The sequence below is a fragment of the Prochlorococcus marinus str. MIT 9401 genome, from assembly GCF_000760095.1.
Taxonomy (GTDB): Bacteria; Cyanobacteriota; Cyanobacteriia; order PCC-6307; family Cyanobiaceae; genus Prochlorococcus_A; species Prochlorococcus_A marinus_I.
This window is the reverse complement of sequence record NZ_JNAR01000005.1, coordinates 1-24,499: the sequence shown is the minus strand read 5'-3', so window position 1 is coordinate 24,499 and position 24,499 is coordinate 1. Positions and strand designations below refer to the sequence as shown.

Here is a 24,499-nt window from a genome sequence, read left to right as displayed (position 1 = left end):
TCATTTTTATCTATTTGAATCTACCCACTCATTTAATTTCCATTCAACAAGATTATTTTTAATCATTGGATCATTCTTAATGATCTCTAGTGCATTTTTATAATTATTAATCTCAAGTATGAGTAATCCGCCATCACCTGGCCTCTTTAACTGATCTACTAAAAAGCCACTTTTAATTTTAATTCCCTCTTTTTTTAATTTTTTTATCCAATCAATATGTTCTTTAATTATTTTTTTTTTAAAATCATGATTAATTAAGTATTCTTTTTTTATAATTTCAGTTTTTACAAAAAAAGGCATTTACATTTTCTTTAGGCCAAGCATTTCTTCTTCGCTTGGGGGAACTATTAATTTGAAAGTACTCTTGTAATAAGACCAATTTTGGATTATTTTGGCCGCTTTTAAACTATTTGTTTTTGCTAAATATTCTCTAATAATTTCCAATAAGATATCTTCTTGCTTTGATGTAGTTATTTTATGAATGCTAACAATTTCTTTATTAACTTTATTACTCAGATCATTACCCTCATCAATTATAAAAGCTATTCCACCAGTCATGCCCGCACCAATATTCCTTCCTGTGGAACCTAGAATAACTACTTTCCCACCAGTCATGTATTCACAACAATGATCACCTGCTCCTTCTGTTACCGCAATAGCACCACTATTTCTTACTGCAAATCTTTCGCCCGATTTTCCTAATGCAAATAATTTCCCGCCTGTTGCTCCATAAAGGCAGGTGTTTCCTAAAATAACTTGTTCGGAGGAAGTTTTATCTATTTTTGGTGGAATTATCGTTAGAGTTCCTCCATTCATTCCTTTACAAACATAATCATTTGCTTCTCCGATTAATTGAACATTCATTCCCTTCAATAAAAAGGCACCAAAGCTTTGTCCTGCATATCCTTTGAAATTTAAGTTGAGTTCGCCATTGAAGCCTGTGTTGCCATGAAGTTCTGCGATTTCGCCTGATATTTTCGCACAAACACTTCTATCTGTATTTTTTATCTCAATTTCTTTGGTTAATATTTCGTGATTTGTAATTGAATTTATAAATTCAGTATCAGATAAAAACTCGTCTTCTAATACATAACCATTACTATGGGCAGTCTTTGAATGTTTTAACCATGATCTATCAATGGTTGAATGTTTATTTACTAAAGAAGAAAGATCAATATTAGAAGTTTTTGGAAGATCGATATTTCTTGCAAAAAGAAATTCTTGATTACCAATTAGTTCTTCCATATTAGAAACGCCGATACTACTCATTATCTGTCTTACTTCTTCAGCAATAAACAAGAAAAAATTAACAACATTTTCTGGAATACCTTTAAATCTTTTTCTTAATTCTTCTTTTTGAGTGGCAACTCCAACAGGACACTTGTTTGTATGACAAACTCGAGCCATTATGCATCCTTCAGCAATCATTGCTACAGAACCAAAACCGTATTCTTCAGCACCTAGTAAAGCTGCAATAACTACATCCCAGCCTGTTTTAAGACCACCATCAGTTCTCAAAATTACTCTTTCACGTAAGTTATTCTCTAAGAGAGATTTATGAACTTCAGCTACACCTAGTTCCCATGGTAAACCTGCATGTTTAATAGAACTCAGGGGTGAAGCACCTGTACCTCCGTCATGGCCTGAAATTTGAATAACATCTGCATTAGCTTTGCTTACACCAGCAGCAATAGTGCCTATGCCAATTTCAGAAACAAGCTTAACGCTTACTTTCGCTTTTGGATGAACTTGGTGTAAGTCATGGATAAGTTGAGCTAAATCTTCAATTGAATAAATATCATGATGCGGCGGAGGAGATATTAAAGCTACTCCAGGTTTACTATTTCTTAGTTTTGCGATGTAAGAATCAACTTTTGGACCAGGCAATTGCCCCCCTTCTCCCGGTTTTGCACCTTGAGCCATTTTAATTTCTAATTGTTTGCCACTTCTTAGATATTCAGGTGTCACTCCAAATCTTCCTGAAGCTATTTGTTTAATAGCTGAGCATGCAGTGTCGCCATTCTCTAAACCTTTAATGAATGGCAAAGTTGCTGATTGAGTATTTTCATCGATATCATTTAAAACATTAAAACGAGCTGGATCCTCTCCCCCTTCTCCACTATTACTTTTTCCACCAATTCTATTCATTGCAACTGCTAAAACTTCATGTGCTTCTCTGGATAAAGCGCCTAAACTCATTCCTCCAGTACAGAACCTTTTGCAAATTGATTCAACACTCTCAACTTCCTCTAATGGAATACTTTTTCTTTGTGAATCAATTGTTAGTAAATCTCTTAGAGATGTTGTTGGTCTATTACTAATAAGTTTTTTGTAGGTTTCAAAATGATCGTATCCTGGCCCTTGTTTTACCGCTGAATGTAAAACTTTGGACATCTCTGGGTTATTTGAATGATATTCTCCATTATTTCTAAATTGTACAAATCCTAAGAATTCTAATTTTTTTAAATCGATCTCTGGATAGGCTTTCGTATGTATTGAAAGTGTTTCATTAGTTAATTCTTTTAATGTTATGCCAGAGATACGACTAGTTGTACCATCAAAAGCAATTTTTATTAAGTCAGATCCAAGGCCCACAGCTTCAAAAATTTGTGCACCATGGTAACTAGATAAAAGCGAGATACCTATTTTCGAAAGAATTTTTCTTAAACCGTCTTCTAGAGCTTTTTTAATATTTTCTTGAACATCAATTATTGATAATGGATTTATTTTTTTACTATCAATGAGTTTTTGTGTCTTTGGATGTTTTAACCAGTGTCTACCTGCTTCGAAGGTCAGCCAAGGGCAAACCGCGCTTGCACCATAACCAATCAAGCAAGCCAGGTGATGGGTGCTCCAACATTGACCTGTTTCAATAATTAGAGAAGCTTTTAGCCTGATTTCTTTTTTTAGAAGGTAATGATGAATCGCTCCAACAGCAAGTAAAGGAGGAATAAAAGTCTTTGTAGGATTAATACCCTTATCAGAAATAATAATTAAAGAGCAACCTTCTTTAATAGATAGCTCACTCTGTTCACAAATTGTTTTTAGTTGGTTCTCTAAGCCTTGAACACCTTCCTCAATATCAAACAAACTTGAAATTGTTTGATATTTAATTTTTGATTTTTTAATGGAAATGAGTTCTTCCTCATTGAGAATTGGACTTTGTAAATGAACAAAAGGTTTAGGATCTTTAATCTCAAATGGAGTACATCTTTCTCCAAGATGCATCTCTAGACTCATTACCAATTTTTCTCTTAAGGGATCAATAGGAGGATTTGTAACTTGTGCAAATCTTTGCTTGAAATAGTCATATAAAATATGTGGCTTTGAAGAAAGCACTGCTAATGGGATATCGTCGCCCATGCAATAGGTAGGCTCTTTAGCTAATGAAGCCATTGAATCCAAAATTAGATCATTATCTTCTGCTGAAAAACCATACGCAGTTTGTTGTTGTAATAGCTCAAGATCTTTTAGTTTGCAGTCTCTTAACCATTCACTATTATCGATTTTGATAATTCTATTACTTAAGAGGGTTTTGTAATCATGCCTTTGAGCGGCTTCAGATTTTACCTCCCAATTTCTGAGAATTCTATTTTGATGAAAATCAACCGCCAACATTTGTCCAGGTCCTAATCTACCTTTTTCAATTACTCTTTCCTCTTCAAGATCTACTACTCCTGTTTCAGAACCCATTATTACAAAACCATCATTTGTAATTGAATATCTTGCTGGTCTTAGACCATTTCTATCAAGTGTTGCTCCTACAAAATTTCCATCTGCAAATACAAGTAGAGCAGGACCATCCCAGGCTTCTTGTAGGCTCGCAGAATACTCATAAAATGATTTTATGTCTTCTCTTTGTTCAAGTTCTGGTTGATCTCTAAATGCTTCAGGAACAAGCTTTAACAATGAGTCAGTAATGGGCTGACCTGAACGAATATTAATTTCAAGAGTTGCATCAAGATTTGATGAATCACTTTTATTTATATCTACGATTGGCTTAATTTCGTTAGATAACTCTCCCCAAAAATCATCTATATGTGTTTCTGAAGCTTTAGCCCAGTTGATATTGCCTAAGAGAGTATTAATTTCACCGTTATGGCCTAAGAATCTCATAGGCTGAGCTAGTGGCCATTTTGGAAGTGTATTAGTACTAAATCTTCTATGGTAAACCGAAAATGAGACTTTAAAACTCTCTTCTTTTAAGTCTTGATAAAACTCAGATAATATTTCAGAACGAACCATACCTTTGTAGACAACTGTTTTTGAACTTAGTGAGGCAAAATAAAATTCACAATCTCCAACATGGTTTTTAAAAATTTCTCTTATTTTTTTCTCAATTCTTTTCCTTAATTGAAATAAAAGCCTCTCTGTATCATCGTTGTATTTTTTATCTATGAATAAAATCCACTGACTTATAAATGGAGAATTTGCTTTCGCCAAAGGACCTAAGATTTCATTATTGACAGGTACTGTTCTCCAAGATGTTTTGTTTATTCCTAAATTTTTTGCTTCCTCGTCACATATAGATTTACATTCTTCAATTTTCTCTTTTTTATTAGGCATGAAAATCATACCTAATCCTTTATTATAATCTTCTTTATTTTCAAAATTCACTTCTTGTTCTAAGAAATTCCAAGGGATTGAACATAAAATCCCCGCTCCATCTCCGGAGTCACTATCTCCCCCACAACCACCTCTATGCTCCATGCAGTTAAGCCCTTTTAGAGATTGTTTTAGGATCCAGTTGCTTTCTACTCCTTCAATATTTGCTATGAAACCAACTCCACATGCATCTTTCTCACCAATTATTCCATTTGGGGAATAACTATCTTGATATGGCACAACGATTCTTTTGTTACTCTCTCCCATAGATTATTTTATTTTATTTAGTTATTTATTTATTTACATTATAAAAATAAATATGAAAATAAATATAAAGATAATTAATATTTACCAAAAATTTTAATTTCACAAATTTTTAGAAAAAATATCATTAAAAACTTTTAGTTGGTGCTCATAAAGGGTTATGATGTTTAGGTGTTAATTTTTTTTAGAATATAATAGATGCCTACCATCTCACAATTAATAGGTTCAGAAAGAAAACGTCTGACTAGGAAAACAAAATCTCCTGCATTAAAAGCTTGCCCAGAAAGAAGAGGCGTATGTACGAGAGTTTATACTTCAACACCTAAAAAACCTAATTCAGCTTTAAGAAAAGTTGCAAGGGTGAGATTAACTTCTGGCTTCGAAGTAACGGCTTATATTCCTGGAATTGGTCATAATTTGCAAGAACACTCTGTAGTGCTGCTAAGGGGTGGAAGAGTTAAGGATTTGCCAGGAGTTAGATATCATATAATAAGAGGAACTTTAGATACCGCTGGAGTCAAAGATAGACGTCAATCCAGATCTAAGTATGGAGCAAAAGCTCCAAAAGATTAATTTGTAAACATCACTTTTTAAAAACATGTCACGTCGTAATGCAGCAGTAAAAAGACCAGTTCTTCCAGATCCTCAATTTAATAGTCGTCTTGCTTCAATGATGATTTCTCGATTGATGAAACATGGAAAAAAATCTACAGCTCAAAGAATATTGTCTGATGCTTTTTCTTTAATTAGCGAGAGAACAGGTGGAAATGCAGTCGAATTATTTGAAACAGCTGTAAAAAATGCTACTCCTCTTGTGGAGGTGCGAGCTAGAAGAGTTGGTGGAGCAACTTATCAAGTACCTATGGAAGTGCGTCAAGAGAGGGGTACAGCTATGGCATTAAGATGGCTTGTTACATTCTCACGTGCAAGAAATGGCAAAAGTATGTCCCAAAAACTTGCTGGCGAGCTGATGGATGCAGCAAATGAAACTGGAAGTGCAGTTAAAAAAAGAGAAGATACTCATAAAATGGCTGAAGCTAATAAGGCTTTTGCACATTACAGATATTAATTTCATCAAAAAGGTACTTAAGTAGTTTATTATTATTAAAGTTTACTTTTTGGGTGAACTACACTTATCAAAATTATTTTATTTGGAGCTTTAAAATTGGCACGCGACTTTCCCCTAGAACGAGTAAGGAACATAGGTATAGCCGCTCATATCGATGCTGGGAAGACTACAACTACTGAAAGAATTTTGTTTTATTCAGGTGTTGTTCACAAGATTGGAGAAGTACATGATGGTGCTGCTGTAACAGATTGGATGGCTCAAGAAAGAGAAAGAGGAATTACTATCACTGCTGCAGCAATATCTACTAGTTGGCAAGATCATAGAATTAATATTATTGATACTCCTGGACATGTTGACTTTACAATTGAAGTTGAAAGATCAATGAGGGTCTTGGATGGAGTTATTGCTGTGTTTTGCGCAGTTGGTGGAGTTCAGCCTCAATCTGAAACAGTTTGGCGTCAAGCAGATAGATATTCTGTCCCAAGAATGGTTTTTGTTAATAAAATGGACAGGACTGGTGCAGACTTTCTAAAAGTCAATAAACAAATTAAAGATCGACTTAAGGCAAATGCACTCCCAATTCAACTACCTATTGGAGCTGAAGGCGATCTTACAGGAATTATTGATCTAGTAGCCAACAAAGCATATCTTTACAAAAATGACTTAGGTACCGATATTGAAGAAGCACCGATTCCATCTGAAATGAAGGATGAGGCTGCTGAATGGAGACTCAAGTTAATGGAAAGTGTCGCAGAAAATGATGAAGAGTTAATTGAGATTTTTCTCGAAACAGGAGAATTATCTACAGAACAATTGAAAAAAGGTATTAGAGAAGGTGTTTTAAAACATGGGTTAGTTCCTGTTCTCTGCGGATCAGCTTTTAAGAATAAAGGAGTTCAACTTGTATTAGACGCTGTTGTTGATTATTTGCCAGCTCCAGTTGATGTGAAACCAATACAAGGTGTTTTACCAAGTGGAAAAGAAGATGTTAGACCCTCAGATGATAATGCTCCTTTCAGTGCATTAGCTTTCAAAGTCATGTCAGATCCTTATGGAAAATTAACTTTTGTAAGAATGTATTCCGGTGTTCTTTCAAAGGGAAGTTATGTAATGAATTCCACTAAGGATGCTAAAGAAAGAATTTCAAGACTAGTGATTCTTAAGGCTGATGAAAGAGAGGAGGTTGATGAACTGAGGGCTGGGGATTTAGGAGCTGTATTAGGTCTTAAAAATACAACAACTGGCGATACTTTATGTAACACAGAAGATCCAATAGTTTTGGAGACATTGTTTATACCTGAACCAGTTATCTCTGTGGCTGTTGAGCCAAAAACTAAAGGCGATATGGAAAAATTATCAAAAGCTTTAACTGCTTTGTCTGAAGAGGATCCAACTTTTAGGGTAAGCACAGATCCTGAGACAAATCAAACTGTTATTGCAGGTATGGGTGAGTTGCATTTAGAAATCCTTGTTGACAGAATGTTAAGGGAATTTAAAGTTGAAGCTAATATTGGAGCCCCACAAGTTTCATACAGAGAGACAATAAGATCAAGTTCTAAAGGTGAAGGTAAATATGCAAGACAAACTGGAGGAAAAGGTCAATATGGTCATGTAATTATTGAAATGGAACCCGCTGAAGTTGGTAAAGGTTTTGAATTTGTAAACAAAATTGTTGGGGGAGCTGTACCAAAAGAGTACATTGGGCCTGCATCTAATGGAATGAAAGAAACCTGTGAATCTGGTGTTCTTGCCGGTTATCCACTCATTGATGTAAAAGTAACACTAGTCGATGGTTCATTCCACGATGTAGACTCATCTGAAATGGCCTTCAAAATTGCAGGTTCCATGGCTTTCAAAGACGGGGTTAAAAAATGCAATCCTGTCCTTTTAGAGCCTATGATGAAAGTTGAGGTCGAAAGTCCTGAAGACTTTCTTGGATCTGTAATTGGTGATCTCTCTTCTAGAAGAGGTCAAGTAGAAGGACAATCTGTCGATGATGGATTGTCTAAGGTACAGGCCAAAGTGCCCTTAGCCGAAATGTTCGGTTATGCCACTCAACTCCGATCAATGACTCAAGGTCGGGGTATATTTTCAATGGAGTTCGCAAACTATGAGGAAGTTCCTCGTAATGTTGCTGAAGCTATCATTTCCAAGAATCAGGGCAACTCCTGATCTCTAAACTAAAACACTATTAAACCCTCGATTCTTTAATTCAAAATGGCTCGCGAGAAGTTCGAAAGGAACAAACCACATGTCAACATAGGTACTATTGGCCATGTTGATCATGGAAAGACAACACTAACTGCTGCTATTACAAATGTATTAGCAAAAAAAGGTCAAGCTCAAGCTCAAGACTATGGAGACATTGATGGTGCTCCTGAAGAAAGAGAGCGTGGCATTACCATCAATACAGCTCATGTAGAATATGAAACTGAAGGAAGACATTATGCTCATGTCGATTGCCCTGGGCATGCTGATTATGTAAAAAACATGATTACAGGAGCCGCCCAAATGGACGGAGCTATTCTAGTTTGTGCAGCTACAGATGGTCCTATGGCTCAAACGAAAGAGCATATTCTTCTAGCTAAACAAGTTGGAGTTCCAGCTCTTGTAGTAGCTCTTAACAAGTGCGATATGGTTGATGATGAAGAAATTATTGAACTTGTTGAAATGGAAATCAGAGAACTATTAGATAGTTATGATTTCCCTGGAGATGATATTCCTATAGTTCAAGTTTCAGGTTTAAAAGCTCTTGAAGGGGATTCTACTTGGGAATCAAAAATTGAAGAATTAATGAAGGCAGTTGATTCTAATATTCCTGAACCTGAAAGAGAGGTTGATAAACCATTCTTGATGGCAGTTGAAGACGTTTTCTCAATTACTGGTAGAGGAACTGTTGCTACTGGAAGAATTGAAAGAGGAAAAGTTAAAGTTGGAGAGGAAGTAGAAATAGTTGGAATAAGAGATACAAGGTTAACAACTGTTACTGGAGTTGAGATGTTCCGAAAACTTCTAGATGAAGGTATGGCTGGCGATAATGTTGGCTTACTTTTACGTGGAGTTCAAAAAGAAGATATTGAAAGAGGAATGGTCCTTGTAAAGAAAGGATCCATTACTCCTCATACTCAGTTTGAAGGAGAAGTCTACGTTCTCAAAAAAGAAGAGGGTGGTAGACATACTCCTTTCTTTGCGGGATATAGGCCACAGTTTTATATCAGAACAACTGATGTAACAGGTCAAATCACTGCCTTTACTTCTGATGATGGTTCTAACGTAGAAATGGTTATGCCAGGCGACAGAATCAAGATGACTGGAGAATTAATTTGTCCAGTAGCTATTGAACAAGGTATGAGATTCGCTATCCGTGAAGGTGGTCGTACTATTGGTGCTGGAGTTGTTTCTAAAATTCTCAAATAATATATTGAATTTTAAGAATTTAACCTTGATCACTTAATATAAGTAAATGGATTAGGGCCATTTAATTAATGGCCCTACACTAGTTGTTTTTTTGAAATCATGACTGCATCAATTGCACAACAAAAAATAAGAATAAGACTAAAAGCATTCGACAGAAGAATGTTAGATTTGTCTTGCGATAAGATAATTCAAACTGCCGACACTACTTCTGCATCAGCAATAGGTCCAATACCTTTACCTACAAAGAGGAAAATTTATTGTGTTTTAAGGTCACCCCATGTTGATAAAGATTCTAGAGAGCATTTTGAAACAAGAACCCATAGAAGAATAATTGATATTTATAGTCCTTCTGCAAAAACTATTGATGCTCTAATGAAGTTGGATCTTCCTAGTGGTGTAGATATAGAAGTTAAACTTTAAGATAACCCAAAAACGACTTAAATTTATTAGTATAATTAAATGTGAATGAGGTTTAAATGGGAGAGCTCTCAGTAAGGGAATTGCCTTTATTTCCTTTGCCGGAGGTAGTCCTTTTCCCCCAAGAAGTATTGCCTTTACATATTTTTGAATCTAGATACAGAATCATGCTTAAAACTGTTTTGGAGAGTGATTCCATGTTTGGAGTTATAAAATGGGATTCAAGCACCAAAAGTATGGCCAATATTGGTTGTTGCGCACAAATAATAAAACATCAAACTGCCGAAGATGGTAGAAGTAATATTGTTACTTTGGGTCAACAAAGATTTCAAGTATTAGAGATTATTCGTTCAACTCCATTCTATTCTGCAATGGTAAGTTGGATTAGCGATGATAATACTGAAAATTTTCAAAAGTTAGATTTTCTAAAAGAGCAAGTCACAGTTGCGTTAAGCGATGTTATTAATCTAACAAGTAAATTGACTAATACTCGGAACAACCTACCGGATAAACTACCTGATAATCCCATGGAATTATCATTTTGGATTGGAGCTCATCTTGGTGGTCCAGTTGCTTATGAACAGCAAAGACTTTTAGAGGAACGCAATACTTATACTCGTTTGCAAAGGGAGTATGAAATGCTTGATCATACAAGAAAACAACTTGCAGCAAGAACAGCCTTGAAAGAAAGTTTTCCTGATACCAAAGAAAATTAAATGTTTGAATTAATATTGACTTTTTTTTTAATAGTTTTATTATTTTTAGTATTATTTTTCATTTGGAGGATTAATGCTAGAAAATACATTTCTTCTGGTACAGTAGCCTCTGCATATGATGCTTGGACTGAGGACAAATTACTTGAGAGATTATGGGGAGAACATATTCATTTGGGCTTTTATCCCTCTGGAAAAAAAAACATTGACTTTAGGAAGGCTAAAGCTAAATTTGTTCATGAGTTAGTAAGGTGGAGTGAATTAGACAAATTGCCAAAAGGTTCCAGAATACTTGATGTAGGTTGCGGAATAGGAGGAAGCTCTAGGATTCTTGCAAAACATTATGGGTTTAACGTTACTGGAATTACAATTAGCCCTGCTCAAGTAAAAAGAGCAAGAGAACTTACACCTTCTGGCCTTAATTGCAACTTCCAAGTTATGGATGCAATGGATTTAGAATTTGAAGACGGATCCTTTGATGGGGTTTGGAGTGTTGAGGCAGGAGCGCACATGAATGACAAAACTAAGTTTGCTGATGAAATGCTAAGAACTTTAAGACCTGGTGGTTATTTAGCATTTGCTGATTGGAACTCAAGAGATCTCAGGCATAGTCCCCCATCTTTTTTTGAGAATTTGGTTCTTAAACAATTACTTGAACAATGGGTACATCCAAATTTTATTAGTATTAACGAATTTGCTAATATTCTTGGAACTAATAAAAACAGTTTGGGAAGGGTTATTTCTGAAAATTGGAATTTTTATACAAATCCTTCTTGGTACGACTCTATTTTTGAGGGTTTTAGGAGGCCTTTTTCAATTTTGTCTCTTGGCCCTTTAGCGATAGTTAAGTCTATTAGAGAGATCCCAACAATACTTCTTATGAATTGGGCATTTAGAAAAGGTTTAATGGAGTTTGGAGTTTATAAATGCAGAGGATAACTTAACCTAATTCTACTTTTTCAGAAAAATAATTTCCGAAATCTACAAAATTATTACATAAGGGCTTTAGATTATTTTTTAAATCGAGAAGATTCCCAATGTTATTTTGATTATTTATTTCTAAATCAATATAAATTATATATTCGCCTAATTCTCTTTTAGAAGGTCTTGATTCTATTTTACTCATGTTAAATCCAAAATCTGCAATATAATTCAGAGCCTTAAGTAATGATCCAGGTGTATTTGAAATTAATGAGAAAGCAAAACTTGCAATATTTGCTGTACTACGATTTATTTCTTTGCTGAGTAAGACAAATCTGGTGCAATTACCTGGGACATCGTTAATAGGGTAGGCTAATTCTTTAAGTCCTTCAATTTGGATTAATGATTTTGAACCAATAGCCGCTCTAAATTTACTCCCCTTAACCATATTCACAGCTTCTGATGTTGAATTGGTGGGGAGAGGTATTGCATTTGGAAGATTTTCAGATAACCATTCTGAACATTGAGCTAATGCTTGAGGGTGTGATAAAACTTCTGAAATGATTGAAAGTTCTCCATCACTAATTAATGCATGTTTTATTGGTAAAACAATTGCCTTATTAATGAATATATCCGGAAATTTCCATAGTGCATCTAAAGTAGCTGTAACTCCCCCCTCTACTGAATTTTCAATAGGTACTACAGCAGCATCACAATTGTTGTAGGCTATTGATTTAATCACCGAATGTAACCCATTACATGGTACAAATATAGGTGTCTGAAAATTGGCTAGCTTTGATAAAATATGAGCTGCTTTTTCTGCGTATGTTCCTTTGGGACCTAAATATGCAACTTGTTTGCGCATGATTAATTTTAAGAAAAAAAGAGATCAAATAAGCATTGGAGAAATATAGAAAATGCTATTGTCTTTTGATGCTAAACAGAAACTTAAACTTTCTGTAAAACGAAATAAAGAATATCTTTCCTCATATCTTTTGGAAGAAGAAAGAGTTGTTGGAGCAATGCTGGACTCCAAAAAATTAGTGCTTGAAGGTGAAGGTAGATATAAGTATACAGTAACAAGTTTTAAAGTTTTTCAATTAGATATTAACCCTGTTGTTTTAATTGCAGTAGATAATAAAGATGGAATTTTAAGAATGAGTGCCCTTGAAAGTACTTTAGATGGTTTGGGGATAATAGATGACTTTAATCTTATATTGAAGGCGAATTTAGAAGCAACTGATGTTGGATTAGAGGGCGAGGCACTTTTAGGAGTCTCTGTGAGCCAACCGCCTTTATTGAAGCTTGTACCAAAAAAAATTTTGGAATCTACTGGTCATTCTGTATTAAATGGAATCTTGTTGGGTATAAAGGCACGAGTTCAACAGCAATTAGTCAAAGATTTTTTAGATTGGTGTGAATTAAAAAAGATTTGATTTTTTTAAAAAACTTTTCCTATGTAGATTTGTAGTTCCGTAATCTTTGATAATTGAGAGATGTTCTTTTGTTCCATAACCTTTATTTTTAAAGATAAAGTATCCTGAGTACTTTTTTTCTAATCTTTCCATTAGATTGTCGCGAGATACTTTTGCAACTATGCTTGCTGAGGCTATTGATATAAATTTCGAATCTCCTGCCACAATATTTTTCTGAATTCCTTTCCATGGCCTTAATAATAATGGGCCATCAATTAAAAGCTCAGATGGTTTCTTTTTTAATTTGTTTAATGCCCTTATCATTGAAAGTTCAGTAGCAACTCTGATTCCTAACGTATCTATTTCCCTTGCTGAAGATTGCCCAATTCCATAATCTGAAGAAAGTAATAAAATTTTCGGCAAAAGTAATTTTCTTTTTTTGGGAGTTAATTTTTTACTATCCTTAACTCCAAAATGTTCTAAGGTTTGTTTATTTTTTTCATTTAATACTACAACTGCCGAGAAAACTGGCCCAAAGACTGCTCCTCTTCCCACTTCATCTATTCCAATTTCGGATATTTTATTCAATAGTTGCTGAAGACCTTCTCCTTCTTTTTCTTGCATTATTTATATCATCTGTTGGTTCAATTTCATTTTTCTTATCTAAAAGTACAACTTCTTTATTCTCATCCGTTTTTTGAATTGATTTATCTTTAGGATTTGAATTTTTTTCACTATTAATTTGAATCTCATCAGCTTCATTAGATTTTGAGACTTTTTGAATTAGTTTCGTTTTTGTTTTTTTATTACTTAAAGTTTTTTCTTTTTCCTCATTATTTTCTTTTAAACGAACAAAATTATTGCTAGTGAGATATTCTTTCCCTAACTTGATTAATGGATTAATACCTAATTGGCTGAAAACAATTTTTTCATCATTAGTAAGATCAACTGTTATTAAATTTTTTTCTTTTGAATTAAATGATATCAAATCATCATTATCATTTTCTTTTTTGTTAGAAGATTCCTCTTTATTCTTGTTCTTTGCGTTTAATAAATCTTTTTCAATTATTTTTTCTTTCTTATCAGTTGATTGAGAAATATCTATATTTACAGGTTTTGTATTATTGGACTTATTAGCCTTTGCTTCAACATTTTTAATTTTTAGATTTTCAATTTCATAATCTAATTTATTCTCTACATGACCTGTACCATTGCAAGTAGAACATTTTTTACCAAATAATTCATATATGTTTTGACCTTGTCTTTTTCTTGTTAGCTCAACTAAACCTAATTCAGTAAGCTGAGCTATTTGAGGCCTAGCAGAATCATCTTTTATTGCTGAAGTAAAATGTTCAAGTAACTGAAATTGATCTCTTCTTGATTCCATATCAATAAAATCTACTACGATAACTCCGCCAATATTTCTTAATTTCATTTGTCTTGAGATTTCAACTGCTGCTTCGCAATTTGTCCACAAAACGGTTTGTCTTGAATTCGCAGACCTTGTAAATGATCCAGAGTTTACATCAATTACAGTAAGAGCTTCAGTTGGTTCGATAATTATATAACCTCCTGAAGGAAGATCGACTCTCGGAAGAAGGGCTTTTTGAATTGTTGTTTTAATTTGGTATTTATCTAAAATATTTTGACCTAATAAAGTGTTGTCGTGAAACTCAATATCTATATTAGATTCATAATCTATTAAAAAATCTTTTGCTCTTTCAACTGAAAATTGACTATCGATAATAATTTTTTTAGTTGATGATTTAATATGATCTCTCAAAATCTTAAGAGAAAAATCATCATCTCTTTTTATTAAATTTGGGGGGTTAGAACTCTCAGTAACTTTTAAGATGTTTTCCCATTGTTGAATTAAATTTTCTAAATCTTCAATAAGTAGTTCCTCTTTTATCTTTTCAGCCTCCGTTCTAAAAAGTAAACCTGTGCTTGGTGGTTTTATTAAAACCCCAAGAGCTTTTAAACGGCTTCTCTCTGTTTCTGTATTTATTTTTCTAGAAATATTTACTCCTTGTCCATGCGGCTGCAATATAATGTATTTTCCAGGTATTGAGATACTACCAGTGAGTCTAGGACCTTTTGTTCCTGTGGGTTCTTTCATTACCTGTACTAGAACTTTTTGTTTTGGTTCTAGTAATTCAGTTATTCCTAATATTCCTTTTTTGAGTCTTAATGGACCTAAATCTGAAACATGGATGAATCCATTTTTGTCACTATCACCAATATTTATGAAGGCAGCATCAATGCCAGGGAGAACATTTTCGACTGTTCCTAAAAAAATATCGCCAATTTGATATTGACCTTGTGCGACGATTAATTCATCAACTCGATCATCAGTGAGTAGTGCTGCAATTCGAGCCTGCTCAGCGATGATAATTTGTTGAGACATATATTTGATATTGAGTGGTTTTAATTTTGAAAATCATCAAAAGTAGATAATTTAGTTTTTATCTTGTTGAAAGCAATTTTTAGAAAGGATTATTTACTTTTTTAAATTAAATTTAGTAGCAGTTGGATTATGCTATTTATAAAGCTTTTGACGACTTTCAAATAATTTTTATTGAATTAGTAGCTATGATTATCACTTGATTGAATCATAACTACAATAATATTAACATCTAATCATCACTAAAGCACGTTGATCAATTATCCTTATATTGGAAAAATTTTTTATTTAAAGTGGTTCAAGTAAACGAAAATTATTTAAAACTCAAAGCAGGATATTTATTTCCTGAAATTGCTAAAAGGGTTAAGTTATATTCTCAAACGAAAAATAGTACTGACTTAATAAAGCTTGGGATAGGGGATGTCACACAACCACTACCAAAAGCCTGCAGAGACGCCATGAGCAAAGCTTTAAGTGAAATGGGAACAATTGAAGGTTTTAGAGGTTATGGACCAGAGCAAGGTTATTCTTGGCTTAGAGAAAAAATTTCGCAGCAGGATTTCATTTCAAGAGGCTGTAAAATTTTACCTGAAGAAATATTTGTTTCAGACGGTTCTAAATGCGACAGTAGCAATATTTTAGACATACTTGGTAAAGATAATTCAATTGCTGTTACAGATCCTGTTTACCCTGTTTATGTAGATAGTAATGTTATGACGGGAAGAACCGGAGAGGCTCTTGAAAATGGTACTTATAAAGGATTGACATATCTTGCAATAAATGAGGAAAACAACTTTGTGCCAGAAATACCAAAAAATAAAATTGACATTTTATATCTTTGTTTTCCAAATAATCCTACTGGTGCAACAATCACTAAAGATGAACTTAGAAAGTGGGTTGAATATGCTGTTCGAAATAAATCTTTAATTCTTTTTGATGCAGCTTATGAAGCATTTATTCAAGATAAAGATATTCCTCATTCAATTTATGAGATTGAGGGAGCAAAGGATTGTGCCATTGAATTTAGATCTTTTTCAAAGAATGCAGGTTTCACCGGAGTAAGATGTGCCTATACAGTAATACCTAAAAATCTGTTAGGTTTAAGTTCAACTAATGAGCAAATAGAATTATGGCCTCTTTGGAATAGGCGACAATCTACAAAATTCAATGGTGTAAGCTATATAGTTCAAAGAGGAGCAGAAGCAGTTTATTCTCTTGAGGGAAAAAAAGAGGTGAGAGGGTTAATTGATTTTTATATGGAAAATGCAAAAATTATGAAAAATAGACTTGAGGATGCAGGATATAAAGTTTATGGAGGGTTCAATGCTCCTTATATTTGGATCAAAGTTCCTGATGAAATGTCCTCTTGGGACTTTTTTGATTTTCTTCTTCAAAAAGTAAGTGTGGTGGGTACACCTGGAAGTGGATTTGGATTAGCAGGAGAAGGTTATTTTCGTCTGTCAGCTTTCAACTCACGATCAAATGTTATTGATGCAATGGAAAGAATAATTAATATATAATTATTAGTAGAATTTAGAATTTAAGAAATTCATGCCATCTATAAAGTTAGAACGAAGTCTAAGTAATAATTCAGCAGTGATTGAAAAGAAACCTGCTGAGTTAAAAAATAAATCCCCAAAATATAAGGTTTTACTCCATAATGACCCAGTTAATTCTATGGAGTATGTCACCATATCACTACGAGAAGTAGTTCCGCAATTAAGCGAACAAGATGCTATCGCAATAATGCTTGAGGCACATAACACGGGTATAGGTTTGGTGATTGTTTGTGATTTAGAGCCAGCAGAATTCTACTCAGAATCATTAAAATCAAAAGGAATTTCTAGTTCAATTGAGACAGAAGATTAATAACGGTTGATTTTATTATTTAGAATGAGCTAATTTCCTTTCTGATAAGGGACGGACTTTTAAGGATTCTTTTAAGGAAGACTTTCCATATTCTCTCTCAAGAATGTCGATAACTGTTTTGCCAAATTCGTCTTCTGGATTATCAAAAGCTTCTAGACAAACCTGACCAAGTTTTTTTCCTAATGAGCCTGGATTCCAGAGAAGTTTTCTAGCTGTCCAAGGCATCATACTCATTGGATTATAATTTGGCTTCAAAATTTTATTTTCCAAGGCGTACTTCTCAAGAAGAGTGTGAGGTTGCAAACCTATAAAGAATATAGCTGGATCAACTAAGCCTTTACCAAAAATATTTTCTAATTCTCTATGGTAAGCAATTGTTTGACTTATAGTGCTAGGCGTTTCATCAAAAACATTAAATGAATAATTGACTGAAACATGATTCTTAAAACCTGATTTTACTAGCATTCTGCAATTATTTAATACAGTTTCAAGGTCATAGGCTAATCTCATTTTTCTGACAAGTTCTTGAGATCCCGACGTAATACCTATTTCAAAATAGCTCATACCTGTATCAACCATAAGCTGAGCTAACTCAGCATCAATATTATCTGCTCTGATGTATGCAGCCCAATTAATATCTTCCCAGCCTTGATCTTTAATTGCTTGCAAAAGTGTTTTTGCATCTTCAATATGTTTTTTGGCGGGAATAAACTGTGCATCAGTGAACCAAAATCCTCTTACTCCAAGATCATATAATTGCTTCATTTCTTTGATTACTTCGTTAACGGGATTTACGCGAACCTGCTTCCCCTCCACAACCGTATAAACACAGAAACAACAATTATGAGGACAACCTCTTTTTGTTTGCACCCCAACGTAGTAATCTCCACTTTCTATATACCAATTGAATTCAGGCCATATTGACTTAATATATTTATAATTGCAGGCAGTTTTAAAAGTACCTGAAGGCTGTTCATGAATTAATCTTTTCCGAGGTTTTTGTCCAGCAACATAACATCTTTCTTCCTCTATTGAATCTCCTCTAATAATTTTTTCTATGAGATTTTCTCCCTCTCCAACAGAAATTACAGTTCCTTTTGGAAGTAAATTTCCTAATTGTTCATAGAAAACGCTAACAGCCCCACCTCCCAAAATCACTTTCACATTTTTATTGTATTTTTGTGCTCTTTTTAATCCAAACTTCACTAAAGAAGTATTTCTATATATTTCTCCGTAATGAGATGCAATTAATTTTAGTCCTCCCCAGGATCCTCTAATTTTTTTAAGGATATTTTTTGAGTAGAAGACTTCAAAAGAGTTTTGTAGGGGATTTCCACTTCTACCATCAACAGGTGCATAAATTTGTATATCTCTCCATGAAAAAATAATTAGATGTGGCCTAAATTGATCAATTTTTCTAGCTAAAAATTTGGAAACTTTGTTAGATGGAATTATTGCTAGATCAATGAATTGCTGCTCTATGCTTGGAAAACATTTATGGATATGGTCTACTAAGTAAATAGGTCCTATTGGAAATATTGGATTACATGGCAATCTTACAGTTAGGATTTTTCCATAATTATTTCTTTGATAATTTTTTTTATTGAATTTTTTGATATTAAAAATCATGCCATGAAATTCAAATGAATTTTTATTTTCTAAGAATCTAACTACTTTATTACTAATTTGGTGAAATTAAAAATCTTTTAAATTCAAATATCAGAAATCATATAAATCCAACATACTTTGAGGAGTTTTAATCCATCAATCCATCTTGATATATTTGGGGCTCCAGATTTTCTAGCGTAATACCTAACAGGATAGTTAAGTATTTTAATATTATTTTTTGCTGCTTCAAATATTATTGTGAAGTCTCCAAATGGATCCGACTTAGAATCCCAACTACCATTTTTTTTCATGAGCTTAAAGAATTTTCTTGAAAAAACTTTTGTTCCACAAAGTGAATCTGATACTGGCTTATTTATGAGAATTGATAAAAATATTGCGAAGAGTCTATTCCCTATATAATTCGCCCATCTCATTGCATCTTTTTCCATTGGGAAAGTTGTCCGGGCACAGTTAATTAGAATGTTTTCATTTTTGGTTGATTCCATAATTGCTGCAATACTGTCATTAATATCTACAGTAAAATCACTATCAATTATGGCGAGAGTTTCACCTGAAGAAATATTAAAACCTTCTACGACGGCATTTTTCTTACCTTTAGAAGTTTGTTTCAATAAAATAATTGTAAAAAAATCTGAGTAATTTCTTTTTAACTCCTTAAGAGTCTCATAAGTATTATCACTGCTGTTACCTTCTACAAATATAATTTCTAATTTATTGTGTATTTTTTTGAATTTATTTAATGCATTTATAAAAAGTTCTTTATTACCAGCTTCATTTCTTGCAGGAATTACTATTGATATTAAATGATTAGAAAGGTTTTCACTATATTTATAAAAAAATACCTCTATTTCAAAGGCAAGTTGTTTGATAATTGGTAGTTTGCGAAAAATATTTTTTAAAGTTTGTGGGATAAGTTTAGTTGATAGAGGAGTTAATTTTTTCGCTTTCCATCTAATTGATCTATAGTTATAAATCTCTGCAAGAGATTCAATATCACATAAAGTTATTCTGGCTTTGCTGGTAGTTTCTCTGAAAAGTCTTGAGTCTAATCTTAGCCATCTAGTTATTGGTTCCCAAGTATTTCCACGGACTTTAATTGAAATAAATTCATCATCGTTTTTGAATAATTGATGTAATTCATTATTCGTTAAATTCCAAGTATTAATAGATTTCATTCTATAAAGTTTGTTAAAGACAGTTTAGTATGTATGGATTAGTTACTTTTTTATTATTAATTTCCATGGCTCTAAAATATCATTTTCATATATAACATCAAAAGAATAATTATTGTTTTTTATATCTTTAAATATAGTTGTCCATGCTAATTCTGATTTTTTTAAATCATCAATAGTTTTTAATCCTTCACCTAGTTGTGGAGTTAATAACGAAATCCTTATTATTTTTGATTGAGATTGAGAATTATTTATTCCAGATTTGTCAACTTTTACGGGGTGATCTTTTACTATCTCAAGAGATGAGACGTATTCCATGGTTTCTCTTATCTCTCTCGATCTATCTGTGAATAGTCCTGATTGCAATAAAAATGAAGTCAATAAGTATGGCCCAATTATCAGAGTTATCAATATCTCTTTGAAAGTCTGTCTATGATTTATGAATAACCAAGATAATCCAAAAAAAGATAAACCAAGAATTAGAAATGTATTTTCTTTAAAGTTAAAGTTAGTTATATTTTTAAAAATAAAATAGTGAGCTATGGCCAAGGTTATTGTAAAAACCGGAACTAATTTTGAAGTGATAAATATAGAAATATGTTTATATCTTTTAGTGTTAAATAAGTATTCTATCCCTACATAAGAATTAAGTGTAAATATAGATGAGAGTTGTAGAGTATAGTAGGGAGTTTTCGTGGAAAATATACTGAGTATTCCTATTAAAATTAACGGAAAAAAGGTTAATAAATATTTTTTTTCTTTACTTGCGGAGACATTTAATATTGTGCCAGTAATTCCAAAAATACTCCATGGCAGGAATGTTACTGGGATATTCCAAAAATAATAATAGAAAGGATTTGTGAAAGTATTTTCATTAGAGAGATTGTTAAACTTTTCAAACAAGTAAATAATAATATTTTTCTCTAAGTGAGGGTTAATAGATAGTGTCCAAATTAAAAACGGAATAAATCCCACTAAAAGTCCCAGCCAAAATACTTTATTTAATAAAAGAGTCTTTTTTGAATATAAATATGGTATGAGTGATAGTAGAGGAACAAATACTAAAAAAGTCTTCATCATAAAAGATAAACCAATCCAAATGCCAAAAAGAAGAATATAGAATTTGTCATTTTTACTTTTTATTTTGACTAAAGAAAATACACCAATGGTTACTAAACATGAATAAATGACATCTTGAGTGGCTAAGTGTGAGTAGTCAAACCATAGAAAAGTAGTAGAGAGTATTAGTGGAGATATAATTGCGTATTTTTTATTAAATAATTCTTCATGTAATTTGTAAGTTATGAATAGCATCAATATTGCAGCAACTGTTGTAGGCAGATATGCGGAAAACATATTTCTTCCAAAGATATCTTGTGACTTTGCAATTAAAAACTGTAAACCTATTGTTCTATCCAAAATATAGTCATCCCACCAAAGAGGAATTGTCCAGTTTCCTTTATCCAATATCCACCTAGCTTGAAGTGCATAAAATCCTTCATCAAAAGCAATATAACTTCTTTTGCCAAAATAAAATATTAGAGGAATAAAAATGAATAGTTTAAAAAGATTTTTAAATTTAGAAATTCTACTAATCATTCTTGTGTTTAAATTGCTTTTTACATGCCGATAATTGGACTTGAACCAATGACCTACTGTTTACGAGACAGTTGCTCTACCACTGAGCTATATCGGCAATATTCAAGTGTTGATATTTTCTCCTAGAATTTATTTTAAAATTTTTATAATTTATGTCAAAAATAGATCCCGAGTTAAAAAAGAAATTGTTAAGGGAATCCCAATCTCCTTTCAAGGGTTTGAGGAGAATATTGTGGTTAGCATTTAGTGGATCGGCATTTTTAGGACTTCTAATAATGCTTTCCAAAATTGCTAGCGGTAGTGAATTACAACAAAATAACCTTCTTATACAAGTTGTATCCTGTATAGTTTTTCCTTCTTTATTATATTTAGATAGGAATAAAGATGAATAAGTTTGATATTTAATTATTGAGCTAATGTCCTCTTCTTAGTTACAAATTTGAATGCTTCGATAACGTCTCCTTCGATCCAAGAAGAGAATTTATCGCAGCCAACTCCACATTCAAATCCTGTATTCACCTCTTTCACATCATCTTTGGACCTTTTTAGAGAGTCTAAATTTCCCTCAAAAATTACTTTGCCAGATCTCACAACTCTAAGAGAACAATTCCGTTGTAATTTGCCAGATTGTATGTAACATCCTGCAATAGATCCTTTGCCAACTGCGAAAGTTGCTCGAACTTCTGCTTCACCTAATGATTCTTCTACAAGATCTGGTTCAAGTAGACCTTCCATAGCCAACTGAATATCTTCTAGCAGTTTATAGATTACTTCATATTCTCTTATGTCAACATCATTAGCATCCGCTGCTCTTTTTGCTCCAGATGCCAAAGATGTATTAAACCCGATAATTACCGAACCTGATGCAGCTGCGAGATCTATGTCTGTCTCAGTAATTTCTCCAGGGGCAGAAAGTAATACTCTGACTTGAACTTCATTTTTTGGTAATTGTTCAAGTGATCCTAATATGGCTTCAACACTACCCTGAACATCTGCTTTAAGAATTAAGTTTAACTCTTTTAATTCGCCATCACTAACTTGAGTTGATAAGGTAGATAAGCTAACTCTCCTAGAGGCCATTTGCTGAGCTAATTTTGTGGCCCTAGCATCAGTGGCTCTATCTCCTACAATAGCTCGAGCAGTTTTTTCATCAGCATAGACTTCAAATTCGTCGCCTGCTGTTGGCACCTCACTAAAGCCTAAAGCTTCAACTGGAAATGAGGGCCCTGCTTCTTTGATTCTGTTACCATGTTCGTCAACCATCGCTCTAATTTTTCCAAGGACTGATCCTGCAGCTAAAACATCACCAGATTTTAAGGTGCCATTTTGTACTAAGAGAGTAGCCACAGGCCCTTTGGCTTTATCTAAATGAGCTTCAATTACTGTACCTTTTGCAGATCTGTCAGGGTTTGCCTGTAGATCTTCAACCTCTGAAACTAATAAAATCATTTCGAGTAATTTATCAATATTTTGCTTTTTAATTGCACTTACTGGAACCATCACAGTATCTCCACCCCAATCTTCAGCAATTAAATCTTTTTCAGAGAGTTCCTGCTTCACTCTTTCAGGGGATGCTCCTTCCTTATCAATTTTATTAATTGCAACCACAATTGGGACCTTTGCAGCTCTTGCATGGCTGATGGCTTCAAGTGTTTGAGGTCTGCATCCATCATCTGCTGCTACTACAAGAACAGCTACATCAGTCACTTTTGTACCCCTTGCTCTCATTGCTGTAAAGGCTTCATGTCCAGGAGTATCAAGAAAAGTTAATTTTTTCTTTTTAGATTCATGTTCAAATTCAACTTGATAAGCTCCAATGTGTTGAGTTATCCCTCCTGCTTCTCCCGATGCTACTCTTGATTCCCTTATGGAATCTAAGAGACTTGTTTTCCCATGGTCTACATGACCCATTACAGTGATAACAGGTGGTCTTTTTATTAGACTATCTATATCATCAGATTCAATCATATCTACTGTTTTCTCAGCAGCTTCTTGTATATCATCTTGCAAAACAGGTACTCCAAATTCTTCTGCTACTGTTTCAATGGTTGCCAAGTCAAGAGATTGAGTTACAGTTGCAGTTATCCCTTTAAAGAACAGAGATTTAATTATTTCAGAACTTTCAAGACTTAATTTATCAGCTAATTCTTGAACTGTTAAATTATCTTCCGGAACTATAATCATTTCAGGTCTTATTTGTTTGGCTTCTTTTGCCGCCTTTAATTCCATAGCTCTTCTTTTTTGCCTTTGCCTTGTGGTCTCTTTTTTCTTCTTCTTGAATTGCTTTATAGATTTCTGAGATTTAGTTTCATCAGACTTTTCTTTCTTAGGACGAGCTAAACTTGCAGACAATATTGAAATTTTTTCACCAGAGTATCCACTTGTTTCAGATGTTAATGAATCATCATTTTCTCCGATAATATGAACTTTCTGTCTTTGTTTTTGGGGGTTTTTATTTCTCAATGCTTCTAGTTTTGCACTATCATCCCAATCTGTCTTTCCTGGTTTTTTTGAACTATTTGAAAACACTCTGTGAGGTGCTTTTTTGGAACTAGGAGTAGCATTTGGGCGGTTATTAGGAGCTTTTACCTTCTGATTAGGAGCTTCAAGTTTTTGTTTTTCTTTATTCTTTACACCTAAGTTATCTTTCTCTGGATTATTAGTTTTTTGCAGTTTTAAAAGTTCATTAGGTGAAACTGGTTTTCTAATTCCTGAAGTCCTTTGCCCACTGTATTTAGAATCAGCTCTAGTATTCATACCAGGCCTGTTGGGGGCACCAACTCTATTAGGCATGCCAGGTCTGTTGGGAGCATCAGCTCTATTAGGCATACCAGGCCTATTGGGGGCACCAACTCTATTAGGCATGCCAGGTCTATTGGGAGCACCAGCTCTATTAGGCATGCCAGGCCTGTTGGGAGCACCAGCTCTATTAGGATTTACTTGTTTAGTAAAGGAGCCTGACCTACCTTGATCTGATGGTTCGTTTCTTAATCCAGGTCTGTTGG

Annotated in this window: 20 protein-coding genes and 1 tRNA gene; 11 read left to right on the top strand and 10 right to left on the bottom strand. The window is 33.5% G+C overall.

Going from position 1 to position 24,499, the window contains the following annotated elements; genetic code table 11:
* Positions 1 to 6: 6 nt before the first annotated feature.
* Together EV01_RS07070 and gltB are read right to left on the bottom strand one after the other, a co-directional pair.
* Positions 7 to 300 carry a YciI family protein gene (locus EV01_RS07070; RefSeq protein WP_032517842.1) on the bottom strand — a complete coding sequence of 98 codons (294 nt, stop codon included), beginning with the start codon at positions 298 to 300 and terminating at the stop codon, positions 7 to 9.
* Positions 301 to 4,872 (bottom strand): glutamate synthase large subunit, encoded by a 4,572-nt coding sequence (gltB, locus tag EV01_RS07075; protein ID WP_032517841.1) that lies wholly within the window; start codon positions 4,870 to 4,872, stop codon positions 301 to 303. It abuts the gene before it with no gap.
* 195 nt (positions 4,873 to 5,067) lie between these two features.
* Here gltB and rpsL point away from each other — a divergent pair, with 195 nt between their 5' ends.
* The 7 genes from rpsL to EV01_RS07110 all read left to right on the top strand — a co-directional run bounded on the left by rpsL (position 5,068) and on the right by EV01_RS07110 (position 11,424).
* Positions 5,068 to 5,442, top strand: a complete 375-nt coding sequence (rpsL, locus tag EV01_RS07080; protein ID WP_025915119.1) for a 30S ribosomal protein S12 — start codon at positions 5,068 to 5,070, stop codon at positions 5,440 to 5,442.
* 25 nt (positions 5,443 to 5,467) lie between these two features.
* Positions 5,468 to 5,938, top strand: coding sequence for a 30S ribosomal protein S7 (gene rpsG, locus EV01_RS07085; protein WP_002806267.1), 471 nt, complete (start codon positions 5,468 to 5,470; stop codon positions 5,936 to 5,938).
* Positions 5,939 to 6,034: 96 nt separating this feature from the next.
* A complete protein-coding gene (fusA, locus tag EV01_RS07090) occupies positions 6,035 to 8,110 on the top strand; it encodes an elongation factor G (protein ID WP_032517840.1) in 2,076 nt (691 codons plus the stop codon).
* A gap of 45 nt (positions 8,111 to 8,155) precedes the next feature.
* A complete protein-coding gene (gene tuf, locus EV01_RS07095) occupies positions 8,156 to 9,355 on the top strand; it encodes an elongation factor Tu (RefSeq protein ID WP_032517839.1) in 1,200 nt (399 codons plus the stop codon).
* A gap of 99 nt (positions 9,356 to 9,454) precedes the next feature.
* Positions 9,455 to 9,775 carry a 30S ribosomal protein S10 gene (gene rpsJ, locus EV01_RS07100; RefSeq protein ID WP_002807536.1) on the top strand — a complete coding sequence of 107 codons (321 nt, stop codon included), beginning with the start codon at positions 9,455 to 9,457 and terminating at the stop codon, positions 9,773 to 9,775.
* A gap of 56 nt (positions 9,776 to 9,831) precedes the next feature.
* Entirely contained in the window at positions 9,832 to 10,488 is a 657-nt protein-coding gene (locus tag EV01_RS07105) for an LON peptidase substrate-binding domain-containing protein (protein WP_032517838.1), read from the top strand.
* Positions 10,489 to 11,424, top strand: coding sequence for a methyltransferase domain-containing protein (locus EV01_RS07110; protein ID WP_032517837.1), 936 nt, complete (start codon positions 10,489 to 10,491; stop codon positions 11,422 to 11,424).
* 1 nt (position 11,425) lies between these two features.
* Here the strand turns inward: EV01_RS07110 and pheA are convergent, their stop codons facing one another.
* Complete coding sequence (gene pheA / locus EV01_RS07115) at positions 11,426 to 12,271, bottom strand: prephenate dehydratase (RefSeq protein ID WP_032517836.1); 846 nt, start codon at positions 12,269 to 12,271, stop codon at positions 11,426 to 11,428.
* Between the two features lie 52 nt (positions 12,272 to 12,323).
* Here pheA and EV01_RS07120 point away from each other — a divergent pair, with 52 nt between their 5' ends.
* Positions 12,324 to 12,842, top strand: coding sequence for a DUF1997 domain-containing protein (locus EV01_RS07120; protein WP_032517835.1), 519 nt, complete (start codon positions 12,324 to 12,326; stop codon positions 12,840 to 12,842).
* Here EV01_RS07120 and EV01_RS07125 read toward each other — a convergent pair.
* Both EV01_RS07125 and EV01_RS07130 read right to left on the bottom strand, forming a co-directional pair.
* The gene (locus tag EV01_RS07125; protein ID WP_032517834.1) at positions 12,828 to 13,445 is read right to left on the bottom strand and encodes a ribonuclease HII; all 618 of its coding nucleotides are present in this window, start codon (positions 13,443 to 13,445) and stop codon (positions 12,828 to 12,830) included. The two genes, EV01_RS07120 and EV01_RS07125, sit on opposite strands and share 15 nt — an antisense overlap.
* Complete coding sequence (locus tag EV01_RS07130; protein ID WP_032517833.1) at positions 13,402 to 15,228, bottom strand: Rne/Rng family ribonuclease; 1,827 nt, start codon at positions 15,226 to 15,228, stop codon at positions 13,402 to 13,404. Before EV01_RS07130 ends, EV01_RS07125 begins: the two co-directional genes overlap by 44 nt.
* Before the next feature lie 290 nt (positions 15,229 to 15,518).
* Here EV01_RS07130 and EV01_RS07135 point away from each other — a divergent pair, with 290 nt between their 5' ends.
* Both EV01_RS07135 and clpS read left to right on the top strand, forming a co-directional pair.
* The gene (locus tag EV01_RS07135; RefSeq protein WP_032517832.1) at positions 15,519 to 16,745 is read left to right on the top strand and encodes an LL-diaminopimelate aminotransferase; all 1,227 of its coding nucleotides are present in this window, start codon (positions 15,519 to 15,521) and stop codon (positions 16,743 to 16,745) included.
* Positions 16,746 to 16,776: 31 nt separating this feature from the next.
* Complete coding sequence (gene clpS, locus EV01_RS07140; RefSeq protein WP_032517831.1) at positions 16,777 to 17,094, top strand: ATP-dependent Clp protease adapter ClpS; 318 nt, start codon at positions 16,777 to 16,779, stop codon at positions 17,092 to 17,094.
* A gap of 15 nt (positions 17,095 to 17,109) precedes the next feature.
* Here the strand turns inward: clpS and EV01_RS07145 are convergent, their stop codons facing one another.
* From EV01_RS07145 to EV01_RS07160, 4 genes are all read right to left on the bottom strand, one after another.
* Complete coding sequence (locus EV01_RS07145; protein ID WP_032517830.1) at positions 17,110 to 18,723, bottom strand: photosystem II high light acclimation radical SAM protein; 1,614 nt, start codon at positions 18,721 to 18,723, stop codon at positions 17,110 to 17,112.
* Positions 18,724 to 18,806: 83 nt separating this feature from the next.
* Positions 18,807 to 19,898, bottom strand: coding sequence for a glycosyltransferase family 2 protein (locus EV01_RS07150; RefSeq protein WP_032517829.1), 1,092 nt, complete (start codon positions 19,896 to 19,898; stop codon positions 18,807 to 18,809).
* Positions 19,899 to 19,940: 42 nt separating this feature from the next.
* Positions 19,941 to 21,494 (bottom strand): glycosyltransferase family 39 protein, encoded by a 1,554-nt coding sequence (locus EV01_RS07155; RefSeq protein ID WP_032517828.1) that lies wholly within the window; start codon positions 21,492 to 21,494, stop codon positions 19,941 to 19,943.
* 25 nt (positions 21,495 to 21,519) lie between these two features.
* A tRNA-Thr gene (locus EV01_RS07160) sits at positions 21,520 to 21,591 on the bottom strand.
* Between the two features lie 55 nt (positions 21,592 to 21,646).
* On the opposite strand from EV01_RS07160, the gene EV01_RS07165 reads away from it, so the two are divergent.
* A complete protein-coding gene (locus EV01_RS07165) occupies positions 21,647 to 21,886 on the top strand; it encodes a DUF3493 domain-containing protein (protein ID WP_032517827.1) in 240 nt (79 codons plus the stop codon).
* 13 nt (positions 21,887 to 21,899) lie between these two features.
* Here EV01_RS07165 and infB read toward each other — a convergent pair.
* On the bottom strand, positions 21,900 to 24,499 hold a 2,600-nt coding region (gene infB / locus EV01_RS07170; RefSeq protein ID WP_032523276.1), incomplete at its 5' end, for a translation initiation factor IF-2.